Source organism: Synergistaceae bacterium (genome assembly GCA_021372895.1).
GTDB lineage: Bacteria > Synergistota > Synergistia > Synergistales > Synergistaceae > JAJFTP01.
Window position 1 is genome coordinate 1 of sequence record JAJFTP010000054.1, and the last position, 26,415, is coordinate 26,415.

General features: G+C 50.6%; 29 protein-coding genes. 10 read left to right on the forward strand and 19 right to left on the reverse strand.

What is annotated here, in order from left to right; all coding sequences use genetic code 11:
- Nucleotides 1–91 precede the first annotated feature (91 nt).
- From LLF78_04710 to LLF78_04745, 8 genes are all read left to right on the forward strand, one after another.
- A complete protein-coding gene (locus tag LLF78_04710) occupies nt 92–970 on the forward strand; it encodes a GerMN domain-containing protein (GenBank protein MCE5201794.1) in 879 nt (292 codons plus the stop codon).
- 10 nt (nt 971–980) lie between these two features.
- The gene (gene rph, locus LLF78_04715; GenBank protein MCE5201795.1) at nt 981–1,727 is read left to right on the forward strand and encodes a ribonuclease PH; all 747 of its coding nucleotides are present in this window, start codon (nt 981–983) and stop codon (nt 1,725–1,727) included.
- Nucleotides 1,724–2,371 (forward strand): RdgB/HAM1 family non-canonical purine NTP pyrophosphatase, encoded by a 648-nt coding sequence (gene rdgB, locus LLF78_04720; protein ID MCE5201796.1) that lies wholly within the window; start codon nt 1,724–1,726, stop codon nt 2,369–2,371. The genes rph and rdgB overlap by 4 nt, the downstream gene beginning before the upstream one ends.
- Before the next feature lie 27 nt (nt 2,372–2,398).
- The gene (gene secG / locus LLF78_04725; protein MCE5201797.1) at nt 2,399–2,626 is read left to right on the forward strand and encodes a preprotein translocase subunit SecG; all 228 of its coding nucleotides are present in this window, start codon (nt 2,399–2,401) and stop codon (nt 2,624–2,626) included.
- Between the two features lie 15 nt (nt 2,627–2,641).
- Nucleotides 2,642–3,685, forward strand: coding sequence for a nicotinate phosphoribosyltransferase (locus LLF78_04730; GenBank protein ID MCE5201798.1), 1,044 nt, complete (start codon nt 2,642–2,644; stop codon nt 3,683–3,685).
- A 154-nt stretch (nt 3,686–3,839) separates the two neighbouring features.
- Nucleotides 3,840–4,274 (forward strand): 50S ribosomal protein L13, encoded by a 435-nt coding sequence (gene rplM, locus LLF78_04735; GenBank protein MCE5201799.1) that lies wholly within the window; start codon nt 3,840–3,842, stop codon nt 4,272–4,274.
- An 18-nt stretch (nt 4,275–4,292) separates the two neighbouring features.
- Nucleotides 4,293–4,709, forward strand: a complete 417-nt coding sequence (gene rpsI, locus LLF78_04740; protein ID MCE5201800.1) for a 30S ribosomal protein S9 — start codon at nt 4,293–4,295, stop codon at nt 4,707–4,709.
- Nucleotides 4,710–5,513: 804 nt separating this feature from the next.
- Entirely contained in the window at nt 5,514–6,470 is a 957-nt protein-coding gene (locus LLF78_04745) for a magnesium transporter CorA family protein (protein MCE5201801.1), read from the forward strand.
- A 165-nt stretch (nt 6,471–6,635) separates the two neighbouring features.
- On the opposite strand, the gene LLF78_04750 is transcribed toward LLF78_04745, so the two are convergent.
- Together LLF78_04750 and ybaK are read right to left on the reverse strand one after the other, a co-directional pair.
- On the reverse strand, nt 6,636–7,559 hold the full coding sequence (locus LLF78_04750) for an EamA family transporter (GenBank protein MCE5201802.1): 924 nt from the start codon (nt 7,557–7,559) through the stop codon (nt 6,636–6,638).
- Between the two features lie 109 nt (nt 7,560–7,668).
- Nucleotides 7,669–8,154 (reverse strand): Cys-tRNA(Pro) deacylase, encoded by a 486-nt coding sequence (gene ybaK / locus LLF78_04755; GenBank protein ID MCE5201803.1) that lies wholly within the window; start codon nt 8,152–8,154, stop codon nt 7,669–7,671.
- A gap of 77 nt (nt 8,155–8,231) precedes the next feature.
- Here ybaK and LLF78_04760 point away from each other — a divergent pair, with 77 nt between their 5' ends.
- Entirely contained in the window at nt 8,232–8,624 is a 393-nt protein-coding gene (locus tag LLF78_04760) for a ribonuclease HI family protein (protein MCE5201804.1), read from the forward strand.
- Between the two features lie 198 nt (nt 8,625–8,822).
- On the opposite strand, the gene LLF78_04765 is transcribed toward LLF78_04760, so the two are convergent.
- The 14 genes from LLF78_04765 to LLF78_04830 form a co-directional block, all read right to left on the reverse strand.
- A complete protein-coding gene (locus LLF78_04765) occupies nt 8,823–10,154 on the reverse strand; it encodes a UDP-glucose/GDP-mannose dehydrogenase family protein (GenBank protein MCE5201805.1) in 1,332 nt (443 codons plus the stop codon).
- 14 nt (nt 10,155–10,168) lie between these two features.
- Nucleotides 10,169–10,540 carry a hypothetical protein gene (locus LLF78_04770; protein MCE5201806.1) on the reverse strand — a complete coding sequence of 124 codons (372 nt, stop codon included), beginning with the start codon at nt 10,538–10,540 and terminating at the stop codon, nt 10,169–10,171.
- A gap of 1 nt (nt 10,541) precedes the next feature.
- A complete protein-coding gene (locus tag LLF78_04775) occupies nt 10,542–11,426 on the reverse strand; it encodes a 4-deoxy-4-formamido-L-arabinose-phosphoundecaprenol deformylase (protein ID MCE5201807.1) in 885 nt (294 codons plus the stop codon).
- Nucleotides 11,419–12,447, reverse strand: a complete 1,029-nt coding sequence (locus LLF78_04780) for a bifunctional UDP-4-keto-pentose/UDP-xylose synthase (GenBank protein MCE5201808.1) — start codon at nt 12,445–12,447, stop codon at nt 11,419–11,421. Before LLF78_04780 ends, LLF78_04775 begins: the two co-directional genes overlap by 8 nt.
- A gap of 3 nt (nt 12,448–12,450) precedes the next feature.
- On the reverse strand, nt 12,451–13,326 hold the full coding sequence (locus tag LLF78_04785) for a formyltransferase (protein MCE5201809.1): 876 nt from the start codon (nt 13,324–13,326) through the stop codon (nt 12,451–12,453).
- Nucleotides 13,316–14,248 carry a glycosyltransferase gene (locus LLF78_04790; GenBank protein ID MCE5201810.1) on the reverse strand — a complete coding sequence of 311 codons (933 nt, stop codon included), beginning with the start codon at nt 14,246–14,248 and terminating at the stop codon, nt 13,316–13,318. Before LLF78_04790 ends, LLF78_04785 begins: the two co-directional genes overlap by 11 nt.
- A 3-nt stretch (nt 14,249–14,251) precedes the next feature.
- Nucleotides 14,252–15,421 carry a DegT/DnrJ/EryC1/StrS family aminotransferase gene (locus LLF78_04795; protein ID MCE5201811.1) on the reverse strand — a complete coding sequence of 390 codons (1,170 nt, stop codon included), beginning with the start codon at nt 15,419–15,421 and terminating at the stop codon, nt 14,252–14,254.
- Nucleotides 15,418–17,082, reverse strand: coding sequence for a glycosyltransferase family 39 protein (locus tag LLF78_04800; GenBank protein ID MCE5201812.1), 1,665 nt, complete (start codon nt 17,080–17,082; stop codon nt 15,418–15,420). The genes LLF78_04795 and LLF78_04800 overlap by 4 nt, the downstream gene beginning before the upstream one ends.
- Nucleotides 17,083–17,326: 244 nt before the next feature.
- Nucleotides 17,327–18,829, reverse strand: a complete 1,503-nt coding sequence (locus LLF78_04805) for a tripartite tricarboxylate transporter permease (protein ID MCE5201813.1) — start codon at nt 18,827–18,829, stop codon at nt 17,327–17,329.
- A 14-nt stretch (nt 18,830–18,843) separates the two neighbouring features.
- Nucleotides 18,844–19,284, reverse strand: a complete 441-nt coding sequence (locus tag LLF78_04810; protein ID MCE5201814.1) for a tripartite tricarboxylate transporter TctB family protein — start codon at nt 19,282–19,284, stop codon at nt 18,844–18,846.
- 73 nt (nt 19,285–19,357) lie between these two features.
- Nucleotides 19,358–20,344: a tripartite tricarboxylate transporter substrate binding protein gene (locus LLF78_04815; protein ID MCE5201815.1), complete on the reverse strand. Its 987-nt coding sequence runs from the start codon at nt 20,342–20,344 to the stop codon at nt 19,358–19,360.
- Nucleotides 20,345–20,382: 38 nt separating this feature from the next.
- Nucleotides 20,383–21,942 (reverse strand): citrate lyase subunit alpha, encoded by a 1,560-nt coding sequence (citF, locus tag LLF78_04820; GenBank protein ID MCE5201816.1) that lies wholly within the window; start codon nt 21,940–21,942, stop codon nt 20,383–20,385.
- A 1-nt stretch (nt 21,943) separates the two neighbouring features.
- On the reverse strand, nt 21,944–22,837 hold the full coding sequence (locus LLF78_04825) for a CoA ester lyase (protein MCE5201817.1): 894 nt from the start codon (nt 22,835–22,837) through the stop codon (nt 21,944–21,946).
- Entirely contained in the window at nt 22,834–23,103 is a 270-nt protein-coding gene (locus tag LLF78_04830) for a citrate lyase acyl carrier protein (protein MCE5201818.1), read from the reverse strand. The genes LLF78_04825 and LLF78_04830 overlap by 4 nt, the downstream gene beginning before the upstream one ends.
- A gap of 195 nt (nt 23,104–23,298) precedes the next feature.
- On the opposite strand from LLF78_04830, the gene LLF78_04835 reads away from it, so the two are divergent.
- Entirely contained in the window at nt 23,299–23,988 is a 690-nt protein-coding gene (locus LLF78_04835; protein MCE5201819.1) for a GntR family transcriptional regulator, read from the forward strand.
- Between the two features lie 128 nt (nt 23,989–24,116).
- On the opposite strand, the gene LLF78_04840 is transcribed toward LLF78_04835, so the two are convergent.
- From LLF78_04840 to yqeC, 3 genes are read right to left on the reverse strand one after another with little or no spacing between them, the layout of a single operon-like run.
- The gene (locus LLF78_04840) at nt 24,117–24,866 is read right to left on the reverse strand and encodes a gamma-glutamyl-gamma-aminobutyrate hydrolase family protein (GenBank protein MCE5201820.1); all 750 of its coding nucleotides are present in this window, start codon (nt 24,864–24,866) and stop codon (nt 24,117–24,119) included.
- Between the two features lie 24 nt (nt 24,867–24,890).
- Nucleotides 24,891–25,472 (reverse strand): nucleotidyltransferase family protein, encoded by a 582-nt coding sequence (locus LLF78_04845; GenBank protein ID MCE5201821.1) that lies wholly within the window; start codon nt 25,470–25,472, stop codon nt 24,891–24,893.
- A 4-nt stretch (nt 25,473–25,476) separates the two neighbouring features.
- Nucleotides 25,477–26,253, reverse strand: a complete 777-nt coding sequence (yqeC, locus tag LLF78_04850; GenBank protein ID MCE5201822.1) for a putative selenium-dependent hydroxylase accessory protein YqeC — start codon at nt 26,251–26,253, stop codon at nt 25,477–25,479.
- Between the last annotated feature and the right edge of the window lie 162 nt (nt 26,254–26,415).

Consider the following 26,415-nt stretch of genomic DNA (forward strand, 5'->3'; position numbering starts at 1 on the left):
TCTCTGTGCAGGAGTTTTGCTAATGGCATAGTCAGTTATATAAAAGAACACCCTGTCGTAGTCCGGTAGGGTAGCAGGAGGAATGCATATAATGAGGGACCCCGAAGAGAGAACCCGACATTTCGTAATCAGAGAAAAAAGAGATGCTGACTACGATGAGCCTGCAGTCCGCCGCAGAAAGCCTATGGCCGGGGAGGAAGAATCGCGCAGAGGTGCCTTGCCGGCTGAAGACGTGGGGAAATCGGCATATTCCGCCCTCTTTTCGCGCCGTGATCTCAGGAAACGCGAGCTTGAAGATGAGGAAGATATCCGTAATCCAAGGACGAAAACAGCCAAGACCGATGATTATGACGATTATGACGATGGAAATGACGAGTGCAGAAAAGCCCCGATTCTAGTCAGGATCTTTGCCTGGTTCGCGCTGCTCGCGGTCCTGTTTGCCATAGGCTATCTCGGTACCAACTATTTCTTCAACTGGGCAGATAAAAAAGGCAGTCCGCGCCTGGGCGGTGTCTATGGCAGCGGTGCTGAAGTCGAACAGTCTCAGCCGGCAGGAGGAGGCGCACCTTCAGCATCCGGCAGTGAGGCCTATACGCTCTATATACCGGATAATGGAAAGTTCACGGAGCGCAAGGTAGATATCAACAAGGGGCTCCCTGAGGAAGACATAGAAAAGGTGCTTGCCGTATATATCGACGGACTGAAAGAGACAAACATGCTCGATAACGGCGTCTATGTAAAGAATATTTTCCGCAGCGGCGACTGGCTTTACCTTGATATGACCGGCGCTTTCCAGTCATCATTGAAGAAGATAGGAAAGGACAAGGCGGCTCTTGTTATCACAGGGCTTGTGAAGACGATGCAGGAGAACTTCCCGCCGATCAAAAAAGTAAAATTCTACATCGAAGGCAAAGAGTCCAATGATAAGAGCACGGTTGATCTCACAAAACCATGGGAGATAACACAATAGCATGTCCGGCATAAGGATTGACGGCAGGCATCCGTCGGAGCTCAGGGAGATAACGTTTGATCGCGCGTGCAGCCGTTATGCCGAGGGTTCGGTTTTCGTCAAATGGGGCAACACTCATGTTTTCTGTACTGCCTCGGTTGAGGACAGGGTCCCTCCCTTTATGCGCGGTTCAGGCAGCGGCTGGGTAAGTGCGGAATATTCGATGCTCCCGCGTTCGACGCACCAGAGGATGCAGCGTGATATCAACAGAGGAAAGCTGAGCGGACGGGGCAGTGAGATACAGAGGCTCATCGGCCGCTCCCTGCGCGCGGCGGTCGATATGTCGGAACTCGGAGAGAGGACGATATGGATAGACTGTGATGTCATCCAGGCTGACGGAGGCACCAGGACCGCGTCGATATCCGCCGGTTTTATTGCGCTTTTTGAATCTATGCGCTGGCTCTGTGCGAATGATAAAATAACAAAAATTCCGTTGAGGACGCAGATAGGCGCAGTGAGCGTGGGCAAGGTCGGCGGTGTTCCGATGCTCGATCTGTGCTATGAAGAGGATTCAGCCGCCGAAGTGGATGCAAATCTTGTAATGACCGGAAGCGGTGATTTCGTAGAGCTGCAGGGTACGGGAGAGAGCGGAACTTTTTCGCGTCCCGAGCTGGATGAGATAATCGCGCTTGGCTGGGCCGGTATAAAATATATCCATGCAAAACAGATCGAATGCCTTATGCTTACAGAAGACGAACGGAAACTTTTTGTTTTATGAAGATCGTACTTGCAAGCGGCAACAGAAACAAATACCGCGAAATGAAGGATGCCTTCAAGCCTATCGGGATCGAGCTTCTCTTTGGCGGAGACATTGACGGTCCGAAGGAAATTGAGGAGAGCGGAGCGACCTATTTGGAGAATGCGCTCCTCAAGGCACGTGCCTGGATGGAGGCGACGGGCCTTCCTGCTATATCAGACGACAGCGGGCTTGAGGCCGCGGCGCTGGACGGAGCGCCGGGAATACATTCGGCCCGTATTGTGCCGGGGAGCGACATGGACAGGATCTTATGGCTGCTGGGACAGATGGATGGCAAAGAGGACAGGCGCGCAAGGTTCGTCTCCTGTATCGCAGCGGTATTTCCATGGAACGGAGAGCCTGTAGTCTGCCAGAGATACTGTGACGGCAGTCTTGCAAAAGTTCCAGCCGGTAAGTCCGGTTTCGGCTACGACCCGATATTTATACCGGATGGTTATGACATGACATTCGCCGAGCTCGGTGATTCGATAAAAACAAAAATATCGCACAGGGCTTTGGCTATAAAAGGTATAGCCGAAATGCTGTTACCTGTGGTACAATACTACGCTGTACGCACTATGGATAATTATCCTACCGGCCAGGCAGATTTGTCCGGTGCCGGATGAGTTTGACAATACTTGGAGGTGTAGTTTGTGAAAATTCTTATCGGAATACTTCACATACTTGTTTGTGCAGGTCTCATCGGCGTTATTATGATGCAGCGCAGAAAGAGCGGCGGTTTTACCGGTTCCTTCGGAGGCGGCGGCACGCAGGCCGATAGCGGGGGCACATGGCAGCGGATGTCGTCTCTGACTAAGATCACTTCGGGGCTGATCGTTGCATTTATGATATTTTCAATATTGCAGGTTGTCATAAGATAGGCCCGGAGAGCTGAGATGCCTCTTAAACGCCTGGACAGCCAGAAGGACATAGCTTCTTACAAGGAAATCGAAGGCCGTCTCTTCTCCGCAACACATGAGGAGATACTTGCGGGTTGGACAACGGATATCTACTTTCTCAAGACCAGGGATGTGCTAAGTGCTGCGGGGAGACTCGACGTTCCGGTCGTTGCGGAAGTTTTTGCGCGTCAGGGCGGTATATATGCCGGCAGTGAAGAAGTCATCCGCCTCTTTCGTACTCTCCCGAACCCGCCCGAGATCGAATCTCTGCCTGAGGGCAGCGCATTTGAGGCAAAGGAAGTTGTCATGAGGTTTACGGGCTCATACAAATCATTTGGCCTCTATGAGACAGTTCTGCTGGGTATGCTCGCCTCATCTACAGGATGGGCCACGGCTGCCGGGCAGTGTGTGGAGGCGGCGGAAGGCCGTGACGTCCTCTGTTTCGGGGCGCGCCATGTGCATCCCGCGGTCGCCCCTGTAATGGAGAGAGCCGCCAAGATAGCAGGCTGCAGCGCTATGAGCTGCATACTTGCCGCAAAACTCTGCGGCGAAGAGCCCAGGGGTACGATACCCCATGCTGCGATACTGCTGATGGGCGATACCGTCAAGCTTGCAAAAGTATATGATGCGCAGATACCCGCTGAGGAACCGCGCATTGTGCTTGTGGACACGTTTAAAGATGAGGCCGAAGAAACGATGAGAGTTGCGGAATGTCTCGGAGAAAAACTCTCCGGCATCAGGCTCGATACTCCGGGAGAGCGCGGCGGAGTAACTCCCGATCTCGTCCGCGAGATCCGCTGGCGCCTCGATGCCGCAGGCTTTGAAAAAGTCCAGGTCATAGCGACCGGCGGACTGACACCGGATCGCATAAAGATAATGAACGAGGCAGGGGCAAACGTTTATGGCGTAGGCAGCTATATAACCCACGGTACGCCGAGGGATATGACGATGGATATAAAAATGGTGGATGGCAAACCCATAGCGAAAAGGGGACGTCTGCCGGGCATAATTCCAAACCCAAGGCTTGAACGCGTATTCTGATCCCGTTGTCTGTTCTCCCCCACGTTTACAGACAGCGTCCCGAATGACGGTGCGTCGCAGCGCACAATGCCACGCCGGTCGGGAACCGGACGGATCGCTTTAAGAAAAATAAAATTAAAAATTATAGCCCCATGTTTTCTAAGGAGGAAGATCCATGATCGGCACACGTTCGTTCATGGCCAAAGGTGAATCGGTAGAGCGTAAATGGTATGTCATAGACGCAACAGACAAGCACCTTGGCCGCATGGCAGTAAAGATAGCCCGCATTCTTGCGGGAAAGCACAAACCCACATACACGCCGCATGTTGACTGCGGGGATTTCGTCATAGTCATCAATGCCGATAAGGTCGGACTGACAGGCAAAAAACGTCTGCAGTCGACCATCAGCACCTATAGCGGATATCCAGGCGGACTTAAGACACTCACATACGAGCAGGTTATTGAACGCCGGCCGCAGCGTCTTATTGAGAGGGTCGTCTGGGGAATGCTTCCCAAGACAAAACTCGGACGCGATATGTACCGCAAGCTTAAAGTATATGCCGGCCCGAGCCATCCGCATGCGGCTCAGCAGCCGGAGCAGATAGATTAAGGATAGGGGTGGAATAAAATGGCAACTAAAACAGCAGCAGCGGCCCCTGCGACCTTCATCTGGGGTACCGGCAGGAGGAAGAACGCGATCGCACGCGTACGCATTTGCGAGGGCAGCGGCAAGTTCCTTATCAATAACCGCGAAGTAAAGGATTACCTGCCGCGCATCTACTGGGCATTACAGGCGACAGAGCCGCTTAAGGTAGCGGCGGTAGAGGGCAAAATTGACGTGTTTGTCAACGCGCACGGCGGTGGCCTCACTGGTCAGGCCGGAGCGGTCCGTCTCGGTGTAGCTAGGGCGATCCTCAAAATGTACCCTGCAATGCGTCCCGCACTTAAGAGGGCAGGATTCCTTACCCGCGACTCACGTATGGTTGAGCGTAAGAAGGTCGGACTCAAGGGAGCAAGGGCTAACAAGCAGTTCTCCAAACGTTAGTAAATTGCGGGTTAGACACGTTTACGGAATAGGTCTAAACTGGGAGGTTTCCAAAGGGCGTTATCTCAACGCAAGATTCCAGTATGCGGATGGAGACGGCCGTACACAGCCTTGGGGTGCCCAGATAGGATTCTCGTTTGAAATGTAAATGGCGGTTATCTATTTTGTAATGAAAATTAAGAACGGCAGATAAGATAACTTACAGCCTAAAAGCGGAACCGCGGTATGATCTTTGTAATTAAGACCGTACCGCGGTTTTCTTCATATCTAAGCGTAGGATGGCCGATCCGTTTTGTGAGGCTGAGACAGCAGCGTCCTCTTCATACATACAATGGATGGCGGGATCCGGTGTATCGAATATTACAGAACGTATGAAATTAAAGAGGGAATAATTTGTTTTTTTGCTTGACCTTATTGCAGTTGCGGTCTAAACTTTCTAAGAATGAGCCGACACCTTTCTGTTCCGCCGTCTTTAAAAATCCGGAAACGATCCGGGGAAGGGAGTAATCCATGGACAGTAGCAGTCCCAGTCCTGAACCTCTGGAACGCAGAGTATTTATAGTTTAAGCCCGGACTGCAGCTTGCTGCGCCCGGCGCTTGCCGGGTGTGGAGGATTTTCTTCCGATTTATATTGTCATATCTGACTTCACTCCCGATCTCAAATTTATATCATGAATATGTACGGCGGATGTTTTGCTGCAAATTTGTCTATATGTAGGAATATACGGGCATTTTTGTGCAGTTCCGCAGCTTTTGCGGATATCCATTGATTTTTGCCGGACATATTGGGAAAGGGGAAATGAAATGCTTAAAATCACAAAGACATATGATGAAGGCTTGATCGAACTTACGCTGGACGGGATAGAATCCGGCGCATGGATCAGTCTGATCAGGCCTACCGTTGAAGAGCTTCTTGCCGTTGAAAAAATAACCGAAGCCCCGCAGGATTTTGTCCGTGCCGCACTTGACCTTGAGGAATCTTCCCGTATTGAAATCGAGGATAACCAGATCCTTGTACTTATCAACGTCCCTCTGAATCACGAGGACCGCCCGGGCGAGTACGACACATTGCCTCTCGGTATTATTGTCACACCTGATTATTTGGTAACTGTCTGTCAGGAACATAACGATGTACTGCAGAATTTCACGGCAAGCAAATATAAATATTTCTGCACGTTCAAAAGGACAAGGTTCCTTTTTCAGCTTCTTTACCATTCCGCGATCCTCTTTCTGAAAGACCTGCGCCAGATGACGAGGAAGTCGGATAAGATAGAACAGGATCTCAGGCAGTCTATGAAGAATCAGGAGCTATTCCAGCTCCTTGACCTTCAGAAGGGGCTTACTTACTATTCCATGTCTTTGCGTTCCAACAGGGTGGTCGTCGAGCGCTTGCTTCGCCTTTGCTCGAACCCGCAGGTAAACCATCTGATAAAGTTCCGCGAGGAGGACGAAGAGCTGCTTGATGACGTCAGGGTCGAATATGACCAGTCGATAGAGATGGCTCAGATCCAGACTGATGTTCTGGCTGGTATGATGGATGCGTTTGCCTCGGTTATTTCTAACAACCTTAACATAGTCATGAAATTTCTCGCCTCGGTCACGATTGTGATGGCGATCCCTACAATGATCGCGAGCTTCTTCGGCATGAATGTGCCTGTGCCGTGGTCCGGCCACCCGTTGGGTTTCTATATAGTGGGGCTCCTTGCATTGGCATTGACTGTCGTTGCAATCGGAGTTCTCTGGAAGAAGCGTCTTTTCTAGAAAATTGCGCATCAAGGCCTATCCTGTATGGGGCTTTTTATTGGCAGCAGGTATTGTAAATATAGGGTAGTTGCGCGTCTTAAATTGGAACAATCATGGTGAAAATGTCAGGTGTCTTTAAGTGGTGAGAGCATAAATAGAGATTATTGCATACTCGGGACCGCGCTACTTTCTGGGTTCCCATACCATCAACAAAACGGAGAGTGCCACTAATGGAGTTGCAATAAGCATATTGAGATGCAGCGATTCGTCTCCGATGAGCCAGCCTAGGAATACCGCGATGACCGGGTTGACGAAGGCGTGTGTCGCGACGCGGTTTGCCGGTTCAACGCGCATGAGCCATAGGAATGACGTATAGGCGATGAGTGAGCCGAATATGATAAGGTAGACCAGTGCAAACGCCGAGCGGGATGAAAAAGTCCCAAGCGACGGATAGCGACCGGTGCATATAGAAAGCACAAACTGTGTGACTATCAATATGATACCGCCGCAGAACATCTGCATACCGGAGGACATAAAAGGGTCGTCGTGAATTTTGGGGTTTTTTGAGATGAAAGCGCCCAGGACCCACGCCAGACCGCTTAAAAGAAGCATGAACACCCAGAAAGTATAGCTTGGATCCATTGAAAAATCAGTGTTCCGGCTGCCTGAGACGAGGAAGTAGACGCCCAGGAAGCCGAAAGCTATCCCTAGATAGTGCAGCTTTGTCGGTTTTGTCCCTTTAAACAGCAGCCAGCCGATTACACAGAACCAAAGCGGTTCAAGGGCTACCAGGAGACCCGCCACTGACGAAGGGACGATGATTTCCGCTGTCGTGATGAGCCCATAAGAGACGGCGAACGGAAGGATAGATGCTGCGAAGGCGTATTTCCATCCTTCGATAGTAGTCTTGTATCCTGATTGTGCGGTGCGGACCGCGAGAAGGATAAGTCCGGCCATAAGAAAACGTATCCCGCCCGAAAGCAATGGCGGTATCGTTTCGACAGAGAAGCGTATCGCGAGGTACGTGGATCCCCATATTATATAGACGATTAGATACGCAATAACCAGCGCGGCTCTGGATGGTCTTTTGCCGGATGCATCTGGCATATTTGGATGCTCCTTGATTTAAAGTTGTTTTACGGGTAAGTATATGCATGCACAAACAATGAGTCCTGTGCAGATGCCGTACTGTTCTTGCCGTACCTGTTCCGCAGTTTCAAACGGGACGGATGATATCGGCCACGGTTGCCTCGGTTACCTTTATAAGGTCATCAGGGCTGAGTTTGAAGAGCAGTCCCCTCTGCCCCGCGTTTACTGTTATAAAGTCATATAACATCGCCGTCTCGTCAATGTAGACCGGGTACTTTTTCTTTGTGCCGAGAGGGGAACATCCGCCGCGGATATATCCGGTCAATGGCTGGACCTCCTTAAGGCGGACGAGTTCCGCGCTTTTGTTGCCGCTTGCCGCTGCCAGCGCCTTGAAGTCAAGTTCCCGGCACGCAGGAACGCATACCATCATAACGCCTGTCTTATCTCCCCTTGCGCATAGAGTCTTGAAAGTCTGTTCTTCCGGTATGTTTGTCTTTGCCGCCGCGTCCTCGGCGGAGAGTTCCTCTTCATCTATCTCGTACTCAAGAAGCTCAAACGGGACTCCGGCGCTCTCCATTATCCTCACCGCGTTAGTTTTTTTCACAGATGCCATCTCTATACCTCCCATGCAGTATATAATAGAGTATAGCGCAATTATTTATACATAAGCGTTATGAAAGAGGGGTTTTAATGGAAGGATATTTTGACGGGGCGTCGCGCGGGAATCCGGGAATAGCCGGTGCAGGGGCTCTGCTTGTAGATGATGACGGTACTGTCGTCTGGGAAACGGCTCGTTTTTTAGGTAAGAAGACCAACAACGAGGCGGAATACATGGCTCTGATACTTCTTCTGAATGCTGCACGCGAACGTAATGTGACAAAACTCAAGATATACGGAGACAGCAAACTTGTCATAAGCCAGGTCTCAAAGCAATGGAAGATAAACCTTCCGCATCTGCGGGCACTTGCTCAGGAGGCATGGGAACTTATGGAGGGCATGCAGGTCATACTTGGGTGGATCCCGCGGGAGCAGAACAGGCGCGCCGACGAGCTTTCAAATCAAGGCATCGACGGGGCTGAATAACAGATAACCGCCCGCCGTAAATATAAAATGCCCTGCATAAAAACGGCAGGGCATTTTTGAAAACTGTCCATAAAATGGCGGTGTTAATAAAGGAGCGCTGAATAATGGAACGCACAAAGGAACAGGTAAAACTATTGCATGTCTGTGCCGCTTGCCCGGCTTATTGCCGGTGTTTTTGATCCGCGTTCCCTTAAGGCATTATCGAGACGGACGGCAGTTTCTTCCGATGCAGTAGTACTCAAATCCTAATTTTTGCATTTCCGCGGGATCGTAGACGTTGCGTCCATCGAAGATTATTTTATATCTCATGAGAGGCGCCAGCTTTTCCCAGTCAAGTTCCTTGAACTCCGGCCACTCCGTAACCAGGACGGCGCAGTCCGCTCCTGTGAGAAGTGTTTTTACGTCTTGAACGTATTTTACTTCTTTTGGCAGTAAGGATGCTGCCTGAGGCATGGCTATGGGGTCGAATGCGGTGACGGAGCTTCCGCAGTCGAGGAGCCCTCGTATCAGAGTTATTGCGGGAGCTTCGCGCATGTCATCGGTGTTGGGCTTGAACGCGAGTCCCATAACCGAGACCCTGAGCCCCTCCATGTCGCTGCCGAACCTCTCCCTCATCATTATGTGGAGCAGTTCTTTCTGTTTCCGGTTGACCTTGATTATTGCAGATGCCATAGTCATGTCCAGTCCCTGTCCCTCGCCTATATGGCAGAGAGCCTGCACGTCTTTGGGAAAACATGAGCCGCCGTATCCACAGCCGGCATTGAGGAAGTGTGTGCCTATGCGTCCGTCTGAGGCGATCCCTTTTTTTACTGAGGTGACATCCGCCCCTACCTTGTCGCAGAGCAGGGCAATCTCGTTCATGAAGCTTATGCGCGATGCCAGCATGGCGTTAGCCGCATATTTTGTTATCTCCGCAGACGATGGGTCCATGAATAAAAGCTTGTCCTCATTGACGAATGATCCGTACAGTTCGCGCATGACGGACTTTGCCGCCTCAGATGTGATACCTATGACGACACGGTCAGGATTGAGGCAGTCCTCTATTGCCATGCCCTCTTTCAAAAATTCAGGATTGGAGATTATCTCAAGATCGATTTTCTCAAGTCCGCGCTTGTTAAGGTAAGCTTTTATCCGCTTCCAGAGGAGGGTCCCGGTCCCCACCGGCACTGTCGATTTGACGACGATGTAGCAGGAATGGTCGATGTTTGCGCCGATATCGTCAATTGCCGCGAGGACCTGCGCAAGATCGGCGCTCCCATCTTCCGCAGGGGGCGTGCCCACTGCTATGAAGCAGAGCTGTGCCCCTTTGAGCCCGTCCTTTATATCTGTCGAAAAACAGAGTCTGCCGGTGTGCAGGTTTTTCTCCACCAGTTCGGCGAGGCCGGGTTCATATATCGGTATTATTCCCTGCTTAAGTTTTTCTATACGGTTTCTGTCTATGTCAATGCAGCAGACCTCATTGCCTTTTTCGGCAAAGCACGTCCCGGTCACGAGCCCGACATAGCCGGTTCCAACAACGCATATCTTCATGCTGTAAATCCCCCTCAGCTTTTTATCGTCAGCAGCGTAATGCCGAATAATATCAATCCCATGCCTATTATTCTGATAACGGTTATCTTCTCTTTAAATATGAAAAATCCTATAAACAGCAGTATGAGGTATACAAGGCCGGACATCAGAGGATAGGCCAGAGTGAGATCCGTGCGCGAGAGCGATGCGGCCATGAAGAAGAAGGAGATCCCGAAGAAACCCAGCCCCACTATTATCCAGGGGTTGAGAAGTATCCGCAGAAAAGCACCGACGATACCGGATGATACCATCGACGCGTCTCCGCCGTATGCGTGTTTCATGACAGTGCTCCCCATTGCGTTTGTGACAGCCGAGGCGATAATAAGCAAAAGCCCTGCCTTGTCCACTTTATCCGACCTCCTGTATCGCAAGCCTGCCTGCGCGTCCCGTCAGCGTGCCCATATTTATATTACAGCACACGGGATTTGAATTTTTTGCATAGTCGAGCAGCGTAAAGAATTCCGTGCCGTGTTCTTCTGCCATAGTAATAAATTTTTCGAAAACCCCCAGCTTGGACATCCCCTCCATCTCGGCATGTACTGTAAGCACGTTCCATTCTTTGTCCATGCCTTTGAGCCAGAAAGAAGGGATAGTCTCATCGTTGATGCCCGGAAGGCCGTATATCTCATCCATTGTAGGGAGCGTCGTCGGGATCTGCACAGGGGAAAACTTACTGCCTTCAAATACCGGAATAAAAGGGAAATACCCCCTGACGTCGCTGCAGTAGTCAAGCATCATCTCCTGCTGTACATCAAGGCTCGCTTTTGATATCTGCCACCCCGGAGCAGCGCAGCTTCGCGGTTTTGTCCCCGAGAGGGTTTCGAACATCGAGGCCGCTTTATCAAAGAGGGATTTAAATTCCTCCTTTGAAATTTTGGATAGCCTATCCTGTACATACACGTGGTCCCAGGCGTGAACGCCGCAGTCGTGTCCATCTTTTATTGCTCGTACGAATATATCCGGTGCGGATGGGACAATGAGCGGGGCGGGCAGCAGCGTGCCATACATAAGCGTTCTGAGTCCATATGTCGATGGAGCTTTTGTTCGGAGCATCTTTGATATGAAGCCTCTGCGGAATATCCTCCTTATTGCTTTGCCCGAGTTGTCTGGGCCGAACGAGAAGAAAATAGAGGCATGCAGGGAATGTCTTTTGAAAAGGTCAAGCATCCGCGGCACGCCTTCTTTGTATCCGCGCAGAGTATCGACGTCTACTTTTACAGCGAGTTTAGCCAATTTTTTCTCCTTGTTCCGCATGCCACTGAAGCGTTTTGTGCCGGATATCCCGTATATTTGTTTTAGGCTTCCAACCGAGAAGAGACTCCATTTTTTCTATGGACGGCATGCGGTATTGCACATCCTCATACGTCTTTCCGTAGTAAGATTCGGATGTTACCGTTTCAAGCACAGCCGCCTCTGCCTTTTCGCGGAAGCAGGGGAACTGTTTCATCTCTTCGATGAGCATTTCGGCGAATTCCCTTATGGAGTAGTTGTTCGTCGGGTTGCCAATGTTGAATATCTCCCCTGCCGCCTTCCTCCCGCGGTTTTCTATTATAGCCATCAACCCCTCTATGCCGTCCCCGATCCATGTGAAGCTGCGCCTTTGCTCTCCGCCGTTGACCAGTGATATTCTCCCGCGATGGAGCACATCGTAGATCATCTGTGTCCCGGAGCGAGCCGTACATTCCTCAGCGTCCTTGAACGTGTCAAGCCTGGGGCCGACCCAGTTGAAAGGGCGGAAGATCGTGAAATCAAGGCCCGTCTCCTGCCCGTAGGCAAATATCATTCTGTCCATCATCTGTTTGCTGCAGCTGTATATCCAGCGCATCTTCCTGATAGGCCCCGTTATAAGCTGACTCTCGTCTTCCTTGAGTATCGTGTCGCCGCTCATCCCATAAACTTCCGATGTAGACGGAAATATTATTCGCGTCTTGTGTTTTGCGCAGAAGCGCACGATCTTCAGGTTCTGCTCGAAGTCAAGCTCGAATGTCCACAACGGCTTCTGAAGATAGTAGGCGGGCTTGGCTATTCCGGCCAAAGGAATTACAATGTCCGATCCTTTGACCTGTTCTTCAAGCCAGCCTGTATCTTTGAAGATGTTTCCCTGACGGAATTTGAAGCGTGGATTTCCGGCAAAAGGGGCGAGGTTATCAGACGCTATGTCAAACCCCCGCACATTCCAGTCGGTAGAGGCAATTATACCCTCCATCAGGTGTGTGCCAATAAAGCCGTTTACCCCGGTAATCAGTATTTTCATAATCTATACATCCCTTTCAGGTTCGCCTTCCGGCTGCATTTTCAGCACATTCAAAACCCCGCTGCCCGTGCCGACCATCAGCGGTTTTTTTGATACGATCTCTCCCGGAGCCGCTCTGCCTTCGACAGGGACTGCCTTCCATATAAAGACTTTTTTGCCGCCCCAGTGTGTGAATGCGCCGGGGAAAGGATGTGTGACGGCTCGCACAAGGTTATATATCTCGACTGCAGGTTTATTCCAGTCTATCTCTCCGTCCGCAGGTCTGCGGCGTCCGAACTTTGTCGCTTTTGATTCGTCCTGCGGGATCCTCTTGGCTGTCCCGTCCTCGAGGGAATGCAGGGATGAGGCAAGTATATCACAAGCCGCATCCACTACTTTAAGAAATACGTCATACGCCGTATCCTCAAAGAGTATTGCAACAGGCTTCTGTGCTATTATATCTCCCCTGTCCGCGAACTCAGTCATAACATGCAGAGTGGCTCCTGTCTCCGTCTCGCCGTTCAGCACTGCCCAGTTCACGCAGGCCCTGCCGCGATATTTCGGGAGCAGCGCCCCGTGGATGTTGTAAGCGCCTAGACGCGGGAGCTCAAGTACTTTCTTCGGTATCATAGCTCTGTAGTAGAAGGAGAATATCAGTTCAGGCTCAGCCTTACGCACTTCCTCGATCTCCGCGGCATCGATCTCAGCCGGGGTCCTGACTGGTATCCCGTTCTCAAGTGCGAGCTCTTTGACGGAGCGGAACCATATCTTCTCTCCCGGGTCGTCTTCATGAGTAAATACAAGTACGACGTTTGCCCCATCGTTTATAAGTTTCTCAAGGCAGGCACTGCCAACCTCGCTGTATGCGAAAAGGACTATCCTTGGCCTTTTATTCATCATGCTGGAACATTTTCTTTACCGAATATCTGGGACGCCTGCTGACCTCTCTGTATATGCGCCCAAGGTATTCGCCGGTAATTCCAAGGCTGAAGAGCGTTATGCCGGTCAGAAGGAACTGTATCGCCATAAGGGTGAATACCCCCTCGACCTCTGGTCCCAGGATGAGTCGACGGAGGAACATATAGCATACCAGAAGGAAGGAGAGCGCTGATATCACCATGCCCGCCATCGTGACCATCTGAAGCGGGACGAGAGAAAAGCTGGTCATGAGGTCAAAGTTGAGGCGGATGAGCTGGAAGAGCCCGTATTTTGAAACGCCCATCTCGCGTTCCCTATGGGCTACCGGTATTTCTATCGGTTTTGCCGCGAATTTCTGCGCAAGAGCAGGAATAAAGGTAGTAGATTCACGGCTCTCGTTGATTATGTCTATGATCCTGCGGCTGTACCCCCGGAGCATGCAGCCGTAGTCTCGGATGTTCAGCTTTGCAATGCGGTTTGTGAGTTTGTTGACAAGTTTAGACGCGATCTTTCTGAACGCAGGGTCTTTACGTCCGATACGATAAGTCCCTACGACGTCATATCCTTCGTCCATCTTCGCGACTATGTTCGGTATCTCCTCCGGCGGATTCTGTAGGTCGGCGTCAAGCGTGATCACAATGCTGCCGAGCGCATGATCGAAGCCTGCCATTATTGCCATGTGCTGTCCAAAGTTGCCATTGAGGTCTATTACCCTTACCTCGCGATGGGCTTTGTAAAAATCATACAGGATCCCAAGGGTCGAATCCTTGCTGCCGTCGTTTATGAATATTATCTCGAAAGAGCGTCCCATCTTCGTCATAACGGGATATAGGCTGTCAAAAAGCGCATGCAGCGACTCTTCTTCGTTATATGCGGGTATGACGATCGAAATCTCGGGTTTCATTCTCTACCTTTCGTTCCCACAGACTTTGCGTACTGCTTCGACAACGTCATACGCGTCCTCGTCATTCATCGCTGGGAAGAGCGGAAGGGAGACTATGCGGTCGGACACATATTCGGCCTCCGGCAGACTGCCCCTTCGAAGGCCGGTTACTTCCCCGTAGCAGGTGAAGAGATGCAGCGCCTGATAGTGTAGGGCTGTTCCAATGTTGAGATCCTTCATGCCTGCCATGAATTCGTCTCTCGTGATGCCAAGCCTGTCTATATCCACGAATGGCGTAAAAATATGCCAGCTGTGGGTGTACTCCCATGGTGCGGCCTTTGGAAGTATGAGGCCCTCAACATCGGCGAGTTCTTTCATGTAGAAGGAGACGATCCAGCGCCGCCTCGCATTGAAGCTATCGAGCTCGCGCAGCTGAGAATCCCCTATTGCCGCCTGAATGTCCATCATGGTGTATTTTAGTCCGGGGAAGAAGATGTCGTAGTTTGCGCTGCCCTTTGCCGCGTACCTGTTCCATGCCCCTTTTGACATGCCGTTTTGCCTGAGCACAGAGACCTTCTCTGCGATCTCCGCATCACCGGTGCATACCATCCCGCCTTCTCCTGTTGTTATATTCTTTGTCGGGTGGAAACTGAAAACTGATGCCCGGCGAATGCCTCTGTCGGCGCCTATCCTGCGTCCTTTATAGGATGCACCCAGAGCATGTGCCGCATCCTCGACTATCGCCAGCCCATATTTGTCAGCTATCGCCTCTATCCGGTCCATGTCACAGGGCATGCCTGCAAAGTGGACAGGGATCATGGCGCGGGTTGCCGGTGTTACGGCAGCTTCTATTTTATCAGGATCAATGTTTAGTGTGTCTCTGTCTATATCTACGAAGACAGGTTTTGCGCCGGCAAAAAGTATTGCATTTACTGTTGCAGCAAACGTCATCGGGGTGGTTATCACTTCGTCGCCGCGGCCTATGCCAAGCGCCATGAGCGCAGTATGCAGGCCAGCGGTAGCGGAATTCACGGAAAGAGCCCATGATGCTCCGGTGTAGTTTGCGAAATTCTCTTCAAAACGTATCGTCTTCGGCCCCATCGAGAGCCAGCCCGATCTGATAGAATCAGCTACGTCCGCTATCGCTTCCTCGCTTATGGACGGTTTTGCAAAAGGAAGAAATTCTTTTCTCATTTAGTGCCCTCCCTGTTGAAGAGGATCAAGTATCTGTCCACTTCTATCTTTTTTGTCTCACCGGCATTTCCCCCCGGGAAAAGTTCCCCTAGGCGGTCTTTTCTTATAATAAGGACATAGGGCTTCTTCCTTGCCTGCCATTCCACGCGGAATTCCTCTGCGGAAGGGAACCACCCTTTGCCTTCTCTCTGATTTGCCCCGAACCTCAGTTCACCTGAATAATCTATCAGCATGACACGCCGCTTCGTATAGAAGGGTATACCCTGAAGGACCTCGCCGTAAACGGCAATTGTATCATCTTCAGCCGCATTATTTATTATCACGCTTGAGACTTGATAAGAGGAGCGTGTCTGTCCCATTATTTTATAAATGTCCTGCATCCCGGCTATAAAGAAGCACGCTGAAACGCATAGGATTACCGCAGCAGTTCTGAAATCCTTTCGTCGTCCGCGTGTGATCCAGAAGGCGCAAAAAGGGCCTGTCAGAAGTCCCGCCGACAGCTTTATAGCTATGGTGAGAGCTCTTGAATGGGCAATCACATCACCGGTGGCTGCGTAAAAAAACAGCCCCGCAGAAAAAACCAGCGCGATACCTGCCGACCATATAAGCGCCCACCCGTGCCATTGTCTCTGCCTGACCATGCGGTCAATGTCCGCGGCTATCAAAATCGCAAGAGGGGGCAGGCATGGCACTATGTAGGGGATGAGCTTAGAATCCGATAGCGAGTAAAATAGCAGAATGACGCCGGACCAGAGAAGCAGAAAAAGGGTCGCATCCTTGGCTGCACTATTGTCCGGTGTCCTGACGATACTTTTCCTGCTGAACAATGCGAGGAAAAAACCGGTCCACGGCACCAGCGCGGCGGGTATGATAGGCAAAAAATACCAGAATGGTTCATAGCGGTGATGTATCTTTGTAGTATAGCGAAGAAAATGTTCCTGAATAAAAAAGAAATGGAAAAAGTCAGGGTTGTCGCGGCACACGAGATAGAACCAGGGCACAGAGATAGCCAGGAATAAAATGATACCCGGAATATAGAGAACATCCGGTACAAGCCGCCATTTGCGGGACAATACGATATACCAGAAAATTATCCCGCCTGGCAGGACGATAGCCACGAGTCCCTTTGTAAGCAGACCAAGCGCCATAGCCGCGTAGAAAAGCAGGAACCATCGCCGGTCTTTTTTTATTTGCCCGACATAAAAAGCGGCAAGTGCCAGGGTCATAAAGAACGAGAGCGGCATGTCCGTCACATTTATCGTTCCTATGACGAAGTAAAGCAGGGATGTGGCTGTTACCAAAGCGGATAAGATCCCGACGCTGTTTCCGAACATGAACGCGCCCAACAGTCCCACAGCGGCCGTGCCCAGCACAGCACATGAGGCGGAGGCGAAACGCGCGGCAAAATCCGTCTCTCCGAAGAGTTTGAAGCTGCCTGCGTTCATCCAGTAGAGAAGCACCGGCTTTTCAAAATATTTGACATAGTTCAGCATAGGAGTTATATAATTTCCCGACTCTATCATCTCCCGCGGTATTTCAGCGTAGCGTCCTTCGTCAGGTTCCAGCAGGGGGTGCGAGCCTATGGGGATGAAATATATCACCAGTATTGCCGCAATGACTGCCAAAAGCAGCATATTCCTTTTTGACAGGGATGGATCCATTATGAAAACAGCACCTTTCTTTACCTCCAAAGTCTGATTGAGTATTGCCGCATATAAAACGATCTGTTTGTATAAAATTAAACTTTTCCTGCTTAGTTTACTATATAAAGTCGGATCAACACATAATTATCATGTAACATTTCTGTAATGTTATCCCGCTGTAAATTATAAAACATGACACAGACAATGAGTGTGATGTCTGCGTCATGTTTCGGTGCTATAACAATTTTTTTTTGCAAAAGCATCACGCTGTATATGTCTTTTTCTTTTTTCTCCAATCGCTGATGAACGGCCATGCGATAGAGATGACCGTAAGGGCAAACAGAACCAGGCAAATTGGCGAACGGAAGAGGATGGACACGCTGCCGTCAGAGAGCATGAGCGACTGGCGCAGTGACTGTTCCATTGAGGCCCCGACGACAACGGCAAGGATCAAGGGGGATGTCGGCACCTTATATCTCTTCATGAAATATCCGAAAAGCCCGAATATCACAAGCAGTACAAAATCAAGGGTGCTGAAATTTATAGTGTAGACCCCGATAAGGGCCATAATGACTATAAGGGGGTAGAGTATCTTGGCAGGAACGGCAAGGACACGCACCAGCAGACTTGCAAGGGGTATGTTTATTATCGCGCAGATCACATTGCCTATAAACATACTTGCTATGACGGTCCACGCAATATCCGCATGCTGCTGGAAGAGCAGCGGCCCGGGCTGAAGGCCCAGGATCATGAGCGCACCAAGCATAACGGCTGTAGTGCCGGAACCGGGAACGCCCAGAGTCATCATCGGAATGAGGGCGCCTACGGAGCAGGCGTTGTTGGCTGCTTCAGGTGCGGCAAGGCCGACGATCTCGCCTTTTCCAAAATCCTCAGGGTTCTTTGCAAGCTGTTTTTCATTGTTGTAAGCCATAAGACAGGCGATCGTTCCTCCTGCGCCGGGAAGTACCCCGATAAAGAAACCTACCGGGGTCTGGCGTATCATAGGCCACCAGCAGCGTTTGAACTGTGCCATTGTGACCCATATCCTGCCGAACTTTTTCTGTACTTTTACATTGAGCTCGGATTTAATGTGCTCCATGTTATGGAAGACCTCGCCGAGACCGTATACGCCAATGATCACGATTACAAAATCAATGCCGGTCTGCAGTGCGGTAATTCCGAAAGTGAAACGGATGGCGCCTGACTGAGGGTCGATCCCGACTGTTGCTATCATAAGTCCAAGGCACATGGAGAGAAGCCCCTTCAGCAGAGCCTCTTTCGATATTGCTGCAGTAGCCGCCAGAGCGAAACACATCAGCATAAAATATTCCGGGGGGCCGAACTTAAGCGCGAAACGTGCTATTGGTACGGCAATTGCGACGAACGCTATCGTTGCGATAAGTCCGCCGATGAACGATGCGATCGCTGATATCGCGAGGGCTGCCTCCGCCTGCCCGTTCTGGGACATGGGATAGCCGTCGAAGCACGAGGCGACCGCTGCCCCGTCGCCGGGAACATTCAGAAGTATTGAGCTTCTTGAGCCGCCGAACATGGCCCCGTAGTATATCGCACACATCGTTACCAGCGCGGTGTCTGGAGCCATTGTAAACGTCAGCGGCATGAGAAGCGCTATCCCTGTCGTGGGGCCTAGGCCGGGGAGCATGCCGAGCACTGTCCCTAGAGCTGAACCTGCACAGAGCCAGATGATGTTCAGGGGGGTGAGTGCGTTTATGAATCCGATAGAGAGCAGATGTAAAACTTCCATAATGATCCCCCTTCCTAGGGCAGTGTTATAACAAAAACTTTTTCGAATATGTACCAGATGCCGAGCGTGAAACAGATGGCCGTGAGTATATTGGCCTTCCATCCTTTGACGCCGTTGACAAGAAAGAGCATCGCGCCCAAAAAGAGTATCGTGCTAATGATAAAACCGATTTTTTCAAGTATTGCCGCATAAACAAGGCATAGGACTATGAGTCCTGCAATCAGGATCCAGTAGCCCTTGTCCGAGGTCTTTGCCTTCTTTGCCACAGGTCCTTTTTTCACGCCTCTTATGAGCAGTGCTACAGAAAAAATTATGGCCATCGCTCCGACAACGAGCGGAAAATATTTTGGAGCCATGGGGTTGCCTATCGCAGCACTAGGCAGTTCCCATGCGGCTATTGTGTATGCTATGCTGAATACGGCTGCGAAGGAACCCACTATGACGTCAGGATTCATAGAATTTCACTCCCTTATTTAGTGACGGCACGGCAGGTCGACCCTGCCGCGCCGCAATTAACTGGTCTGTCATTTACTGCTTTTTGAGGAATCCTATCTCACCGAGAATGACCTTATATTCCTCATTAGTTTTATCAAGGAACTTCGTGAATTCATCAGATCCCATGTAGACTGGTTCCCAGCCGTTCTTGACGCAGATATCCTTCCATGCTTTAGTCTCGCTCATTTTTTTCAGAGCTCCGGCCATGAAATTACGTTCCGCCTTGCCCATTCCGGGGGTGCCGAAGAGCCCGCGCCAGTTGATGAAAACTGTATCAATACCGGATTCCTTGAGTGTAGGAACTGCCTTGAGAACTCCGCTCTTGATGCGTGACGGGGAGCTTACGGCAAGAACTTTGATGTCCCCTGATTCAAATGCGCCGACCGTCTCAGCCATTCCTGTGGAGAGAAGATCGATATGCCCGCCCATCAATGCAGCCATGGCGCCCTCCTGAAGTGAAATATATGGTATTTCCTTAAGGTTCTTGACTCCGGCTGCCCTTGCTGCCTGCAGGAACTGGATGTGGTCCATGCTGCCCGCGGAGCTCATTCCTCCGACCTTGACGCTCTTGGGGTCTTTCTTCAGTGCTTCCATTACCTCTTTGATGTTCTTAAACTTTGAGTCTTTTGGCACAGCAAAAGCTCCAAAATCATTGATCAGCATTGCTATCGGTGTGAGGTCCTTGTAACCGAGTTCCGTCTGTCCGGTCAGATTAATAAGGAGGAGAGGTGGTGAATAGACGGTGATGGTGTACGGATTACCTTTTTTCTTCTGCATGTAGGCAAGGTTGACCGCTCCGCCGCCTCCCGGTTTGTTGGTTACTGGCATCGGCTGGGTAATGATCTTTTCCTCGGCAAGCACTCTTCCCACCATACGGATCGTTGTATCCCAGCCGCCGCCGGCACCGGCCGGAGCCAGAAATTCAAAGGGCTTGGAGGGATAGGATGCGGCAAGCGCCGCGCATGCAAATACTGCGATGATAAGTGTCGTTAGTGCGATAACTGCAGATGTCCGTTTCATTAAAAAAACCTCCTTGTATTTTTTAATCGGCACAGAGGCTAACTCCGTACTTTGTAGACGGTATCTATCAATGTTCCGTCCCTGTATTCCACGAGGGCGACAGGCTTGGATCCGTCGAAATCTATGGGTTCAGTCTCACCTGTGAGTGAGATGATTTCTTTGCGCAGGTCTTCAATGTCCTTTACCGGCAGATCAGCCTTGAGGGCCATTTCGAGGATGTCCTGCCGTCTTGGGTTTATGGATATTCCTCGTTCTGTGACGATGGCATCCACGCTCTCGCCTGGTGTCACAACGGTTTGGACCTGTTTTTTTATCGAAGAGACCCCGTTGCGGAACGATGGCGCTACCATTATTGCAAGTTTTGCTCCCGCTGATGCGTCACAGTGCCCGCCGGAAGCTCCGCGCAGATATCCGTCGTGTCCGGTCAGTACATTCACGTTGAAGTCAACGTCAAGATCCAGTGCCCCCAGCACGCAGACATCAAGTTCATGAGTCATGCAGCCGCAGTTCATCGGGTTTGCGTAGCACGAAGGGTCGATCTCATAGTGAGTCGGGTTGCGCAGCATCGAGTCCCCCATTTTAGGGTCGAAGCTCTGGACGTCGTAAACTGCCTTAAAAAGCCCCTCCTCAAGGAGTTTGATCATGTCGCCTGTGATGCCCCCGAGTGCGAAGCTGCCCTGTATGCCTTTGTCTGTCATATGTTTCTTTATGTACTGAGTCACGGCGATAGAGACTCCGCCTGCGCCTGCCTGATATGAAAACCCTGGCCTTATGATCCCGACGGCTTTTATAAGTTCATAGGCATTGTGTGCGATCTCAAGCTGCTGCGGGCTTCTGGTTATACGCACGGCGCCTGTGGCAAGCTTATCGGGATCCCCTATGGAATCAACCACTACTACCTGGTGGACCAGATGCTGATGTATGGAAATTTTTGGGGCAAGCGGGAACGGAACAAGGTTGTCCGTTATCGCCACCACATGCCTTGCGCTTCTTGAGTCCTGCATCCCGTAACCGATCGAACCGAACATAGAGGGACCGAAAGACCCTGTCATGTTGCCTCTGTCGTCGCATGCTGATGCGGCCAGAAATGCTACGTCAATGGAGATAGATCCCTCTTCTATCGCACGGGCGCGGCCGCCGTGGCTCCTTACAACTATCGGTATCTCCATCTCACCGCGCGAGACCAGGTTCCCTATGCGGCCCCTGATCCCCGATGTGTATATTCTGGATACGACGCCGCTTCTGACGTAGTCTGCTACGAATTCATGGCTGTCGGATAGGGAGCTTGGCGCAAGAGTAAGGTCCCTTATGCCCAGGGATCCTATCTCCTTAAGAACCATCTCAAGCACCTTGTCCCCATTGCGCAGGTGGTGGTGAAAAGATATCGTCATCCCATCGCTGAGCCCCGAGTTGATGATCGCGGTTCTAATATCAGCCGTTATTTTGCTTTTGCCGCGGGGAACAGTGTCTGCCTCAAAAGCACAGTACTTTGCTTTTGTCCCCGCCATAGCAAAAGCGCCCTCAAACGGCCTGAAATTGCCGAGTCCGGGGACCTCTGTCGGAACCAAACGGCCAAGAGAATTTTTTACCATATCCATATTAAAGCACCTCCGCCGGGTCGCAGGATATTCCCGCCTGAGCAAGCACGGCAAGCGCCTGCCTTACGACAGGGCCGTCGACCATATTGCCGTCGACCGCATAGACTCCGATAGATTTTATTTTTGCATCTTTAGCTGCAGCGACAACTTTTTCGGCATGTCGGATAGCCTGTTCCTCCGGACGGAAGGCCTCGTTGATCACGCGTACCTGTGAGGGATGTATCGCGGCCTTTCCCGTAAAACCCAGCTGTGCGGCAAGTGACGCTTCCCTGTAAAGGCCCTCCGTGTCGTTGATGTCGGTGAAGACGGTGTCGAAACATGCGATACCTGCTGCTCTTGCGGCTATGACGACCCTGCTTCTTGCATAAAGTATCTCTACTCCCTCTTTGCTCCTGCGTACGCCGATATCAGCGGCCAGGTCCTGACCGCCAAGAGTAATGGCTGATACCCTGGGACATGCGCGCGCGATCTCCGAAGCTCTCTCGACTGCCGCCGCAGTTTCTATCATCGCATGTATTTCAATGGAACCGGAAGGGATACCCTCGGCTGTTTCTATCTCCAAGATCGCGGAATCCAGCTCTCTGATATCTGCAGGATCTTCGCATTTCGGGAGCCTCACCGCATGCGGACGGGTCGGAATAATTTCTTTAAGGTCGTCGCGCCACCAAGGGGTGTCGGTCCCGTTTATTCTGACCGTGACCTCTGTATTCCCAAAATCAAGTTTACGCAAGAAATATGCCAGCAGTCTGCGTGCCTCGTCTTTGCAGTCCGGGCTTACCGCATCCTCCAAATCCAGAAGCAGCCCGTCAGCACCCAGGCAACAGCAATTTTGGAGCATGTTGGGATTGTTGCCGGGCATATAGAGCATAGAACGACGGGGTCTCACAACGTTCATCTTGCGGCACCTCCGAGAGCTCTTTCAATTGCTGTCTCAAGCCTTGCCTGTATAACAAAGCCAAGTGCCCCAAAGTCCTCAATTTTGACTTTAACCCCATTCAGTCCATAACGCATGGCTGTCTTTTGAACCAGATCCTCGGTCCTCTTGGCATAGATCGATCTGTTCTTGCTCACATACTCCAGAGTGACAGACTCAGCCGGTTCAACTGTCACGATACAGTCACACTTTCCATCAGTCCCAGATGTAGCTGATTTTCTGATCATGGCCCACCTCCATGTATCCATGTATCCAAGGATACGATATGATATAATCATATAAGCAACTTAGAAGATGTCAATAGTTTGCGACATAAATATTATTGCGAGATTTTATGTAATGAGAAATTCGTAAAATATGATACTATTTTTTAAAAGAGAGACTGATCTGTTCAACTTGCTTGAAAGGGGTGTTAAACGGCAGTGACGATCAAATTGGAAGAAGGATTAGTTTTATCTCCGGCAAACCCTCTAAGAGTTGAAGTTGCAAACCTTTTGCGTAAACTTATTCTCGACGGGCAGATACCAAGCGGCGAACGTATTATTGAAATGGAGATCGCTGCGCAGCTTGACGTGAGCCGTATGCCCGTACGGGAGGCACTGAGGATTTTGGAGAGCGAGGGTCTCATTCAGCAGATCCCGCGCAGAGGCCTTTTTGTCACCGCATTTACCGAGGACGATATAAGGGAATTCTACACCATTCGCGGGGCCCTCGAGGTTTGCGCGATCAAGATCGTCATAGACAGGATAACGCCGGAAGAGCTTGCGGCGCTTAAAGATTACTGTAAAAAGGCCCGCGAAGCCTTTGGCAGGCATGATATAAATGAAGTCTGTCTCTGGACCGCGAAGTTCAACGAGGAGATATATAACAGCTGCGGAATGCCGCGTTTCAAGGAAGAGATAAAAAACACACAGAATTACCTTCGGACATTCAGGCTCCTTTCATTCAGAACCTCTGAAAGGACGGAGCAGGCATTGAATGAACATGAAGACATAATACGTCTTGTAGAGGCAAAGGACCGCGAAGGTGCGGCCAGGGCAACAGAAAAGCATCTTTACGGCGCAATGACGTCGTATATTGAATCCTGGAAAGAGCGCAACGCAAAGAAATAATTACGAGAATGCGCCGCACCGTAATTCAGACATTACACGGGAAAAACCGGACAGGATCCCGGCGTTTTCTTTAATGGCATATACTGGACAATAACCCGCCGGTACCGAGTAGCAGCTTGTATAATGTTTTATCGAGAGGCCTTTACGAGAGAGCTGAACAGGTCCGCCTGTACGGGGTCGCTCGCAGCGAGACATTCCGGATGCCACTGCACTCCGACTAAGTATCGGTATCCGGACATAGAGACCCCCTCAGTCAATCCGTCGGTTGTTGCCGCTATGATTTCCAGGCCTTCTGCCGGTTTGTCTACAGCCTGATGGTGCATCGAGTTGACCTTCATTATGCCGCCGTTTTGCATGGGAAATAGTTCATGTTTCAACATCTCGACGGTGTGGACGTAACCTTCCGTGACATCAGGGCGTCTGTGCAGGATCCATTCGGGCCTGATGTCAGGGATATGCTGGCAGAGAGTCCCGCCAAGTGCAACATTGATCATCTGACATCCGCGGCATATACCCAGTACCGGCTTTTCATTTTTGACGGCTTTTCCAAGCAGTGCGAATTCAAAGCGGTCACGTTCGAGGTTAGGAGATATCGAGCCTTTATCGGTTTCTCCGTAGAAGGACGGAGATATGTCGTTGCCGCCGGCGAATACGAATCCATCTATTTTGGACAGGATAGTCTCCATTTCTTCTTCGTCGTTTGTTGCAGACAGAACAACGGGTAATCCTCCTGCAGCGCGGATCGACGAACATATTTTTTCGGTCAGCCGCGCAAGCAGCCAGTAATAAACAAGTGACTCTCTTGCCATGTTCTCCAGCGCCACGTTTGCGTATCCGCGGCTGAAAGGGTCTGTCGGCACTCCAATTAGCGGTTTCATTTTTATGCCTCCGTCCTGTGGCTGTTAAATTTCGACCTTGACTATTTTTTTATAATCCTCCGGAGTGTCGATGTCCAGGAAATGTCCGTCAGGGGCTGCCACACTTACGATCTCGTCTTCAAATCCGAACAGGATTTTTTTCCCGCCGCCGTCGCCACGGGCTGATTTGAAGCGCTCCTTCCATATCGGGCGGTAGAACATCGGATGGCCGAAGCCTCCGTTCCTGCATGGAGTCAGGACCGTTTTATCTTCAGGCATGGCCTGAAATTTTCTGGCAAGCTCAGCCATATCCCCAGGTTTTGCCAGGGGAAGATCTCCGAGCATTATGCAGAAGTCTTCTCCTTCTGGCAGCATATCAAGGCCTACTATGAGCGAGCTCGACTGACCGAGCTCAGGCTCCGGATTTATACCGGCATGGAGCCAATCGGGACGGGCTGTGACCTTTTCTGCGACTTCATTTGAGAAAACTGCGTATACAGGCAAGAGGCCGGCGCTGTGAAGGTTGTATAGCACTGTCTCAATCACTGTGGAGCTGCCAAATGGCATCAGGAGTTTCTGAGTCCCCATTCTTGTCGAAAGTCCTGCCGCGAGAAGTATAGCGTTCATAACCTCAGCGCCTCCCCAGTTTTATTATGTCATAGACTGTGTCTTCTTTCAGAGAGGCTATTGCCAGCGCATCATAGCCTCTCAGTGAGATCCCGAGGCACTTGGAAATCGCCTTCAGCTCTGTATCAGAGAGCAGTTCTCCCTTGTTTATCAATAGCATGCGGTAAGCTTCTTTCGGTGAATTTTTCAGGTATTCGCATGGGCTTGAAAGGATCGCAGCAAAATTTACCGCAGAAAGATGTTCCCCCTTTTTTATGCCGTATCTTTCACCGAGCAGGTCGAGCCGGAATGCTACTGCACCGGACATTGGCCCAGTAAACGCATCGGCTCCGGCAACAACTATCTGACATTGTGCCGAATGTGGCACAGGCGGTTCCCATGATTCATAGGCCTTGATCGAAAGGCCGCGCGAACCGTCTGCCTCAACGATTATCTTATCCGCAGCTCCGCTTTTGGCAAGTTCATCTATCTCTTCCGGGTCATAGCCGATAAGTTTTTCCTCTGTCTGTTCTTTTGCCGCAGTTATGAATGAATTCGGAGGGAGCGCCATAACTCTTTCCTTACATTCATTGATTGAGCCGATGAATGCCGCGGAGCAGTTTTTTGATGGAGGAAATATCTTTGCGGTAGTAGTGATAAGAGTTTTTTCGGTTCCGGAGAAAAACTCTCCAAGTGCATACATCATTGATGTCTTTCCTCCGCCTCCGGTTATAGCGAAAAGAGAAAAGCAGCCAAGCCCCAGCTCTTTATCAAGGATTTTTATCATGTCATATTCTGCCATTCAGATGCCTTCCTTTCTTACTTATGGAATCATAGCAGACAAAAGGCGGGAGTGAAAATAGGATCTCACTTCCCGCTTAATTCTGATTATTCGAATTTTTAATACTGACAATTGCTGTCCAATAACACTATACTTGCTTCAGAGTCAGTATTTGCAGTATGT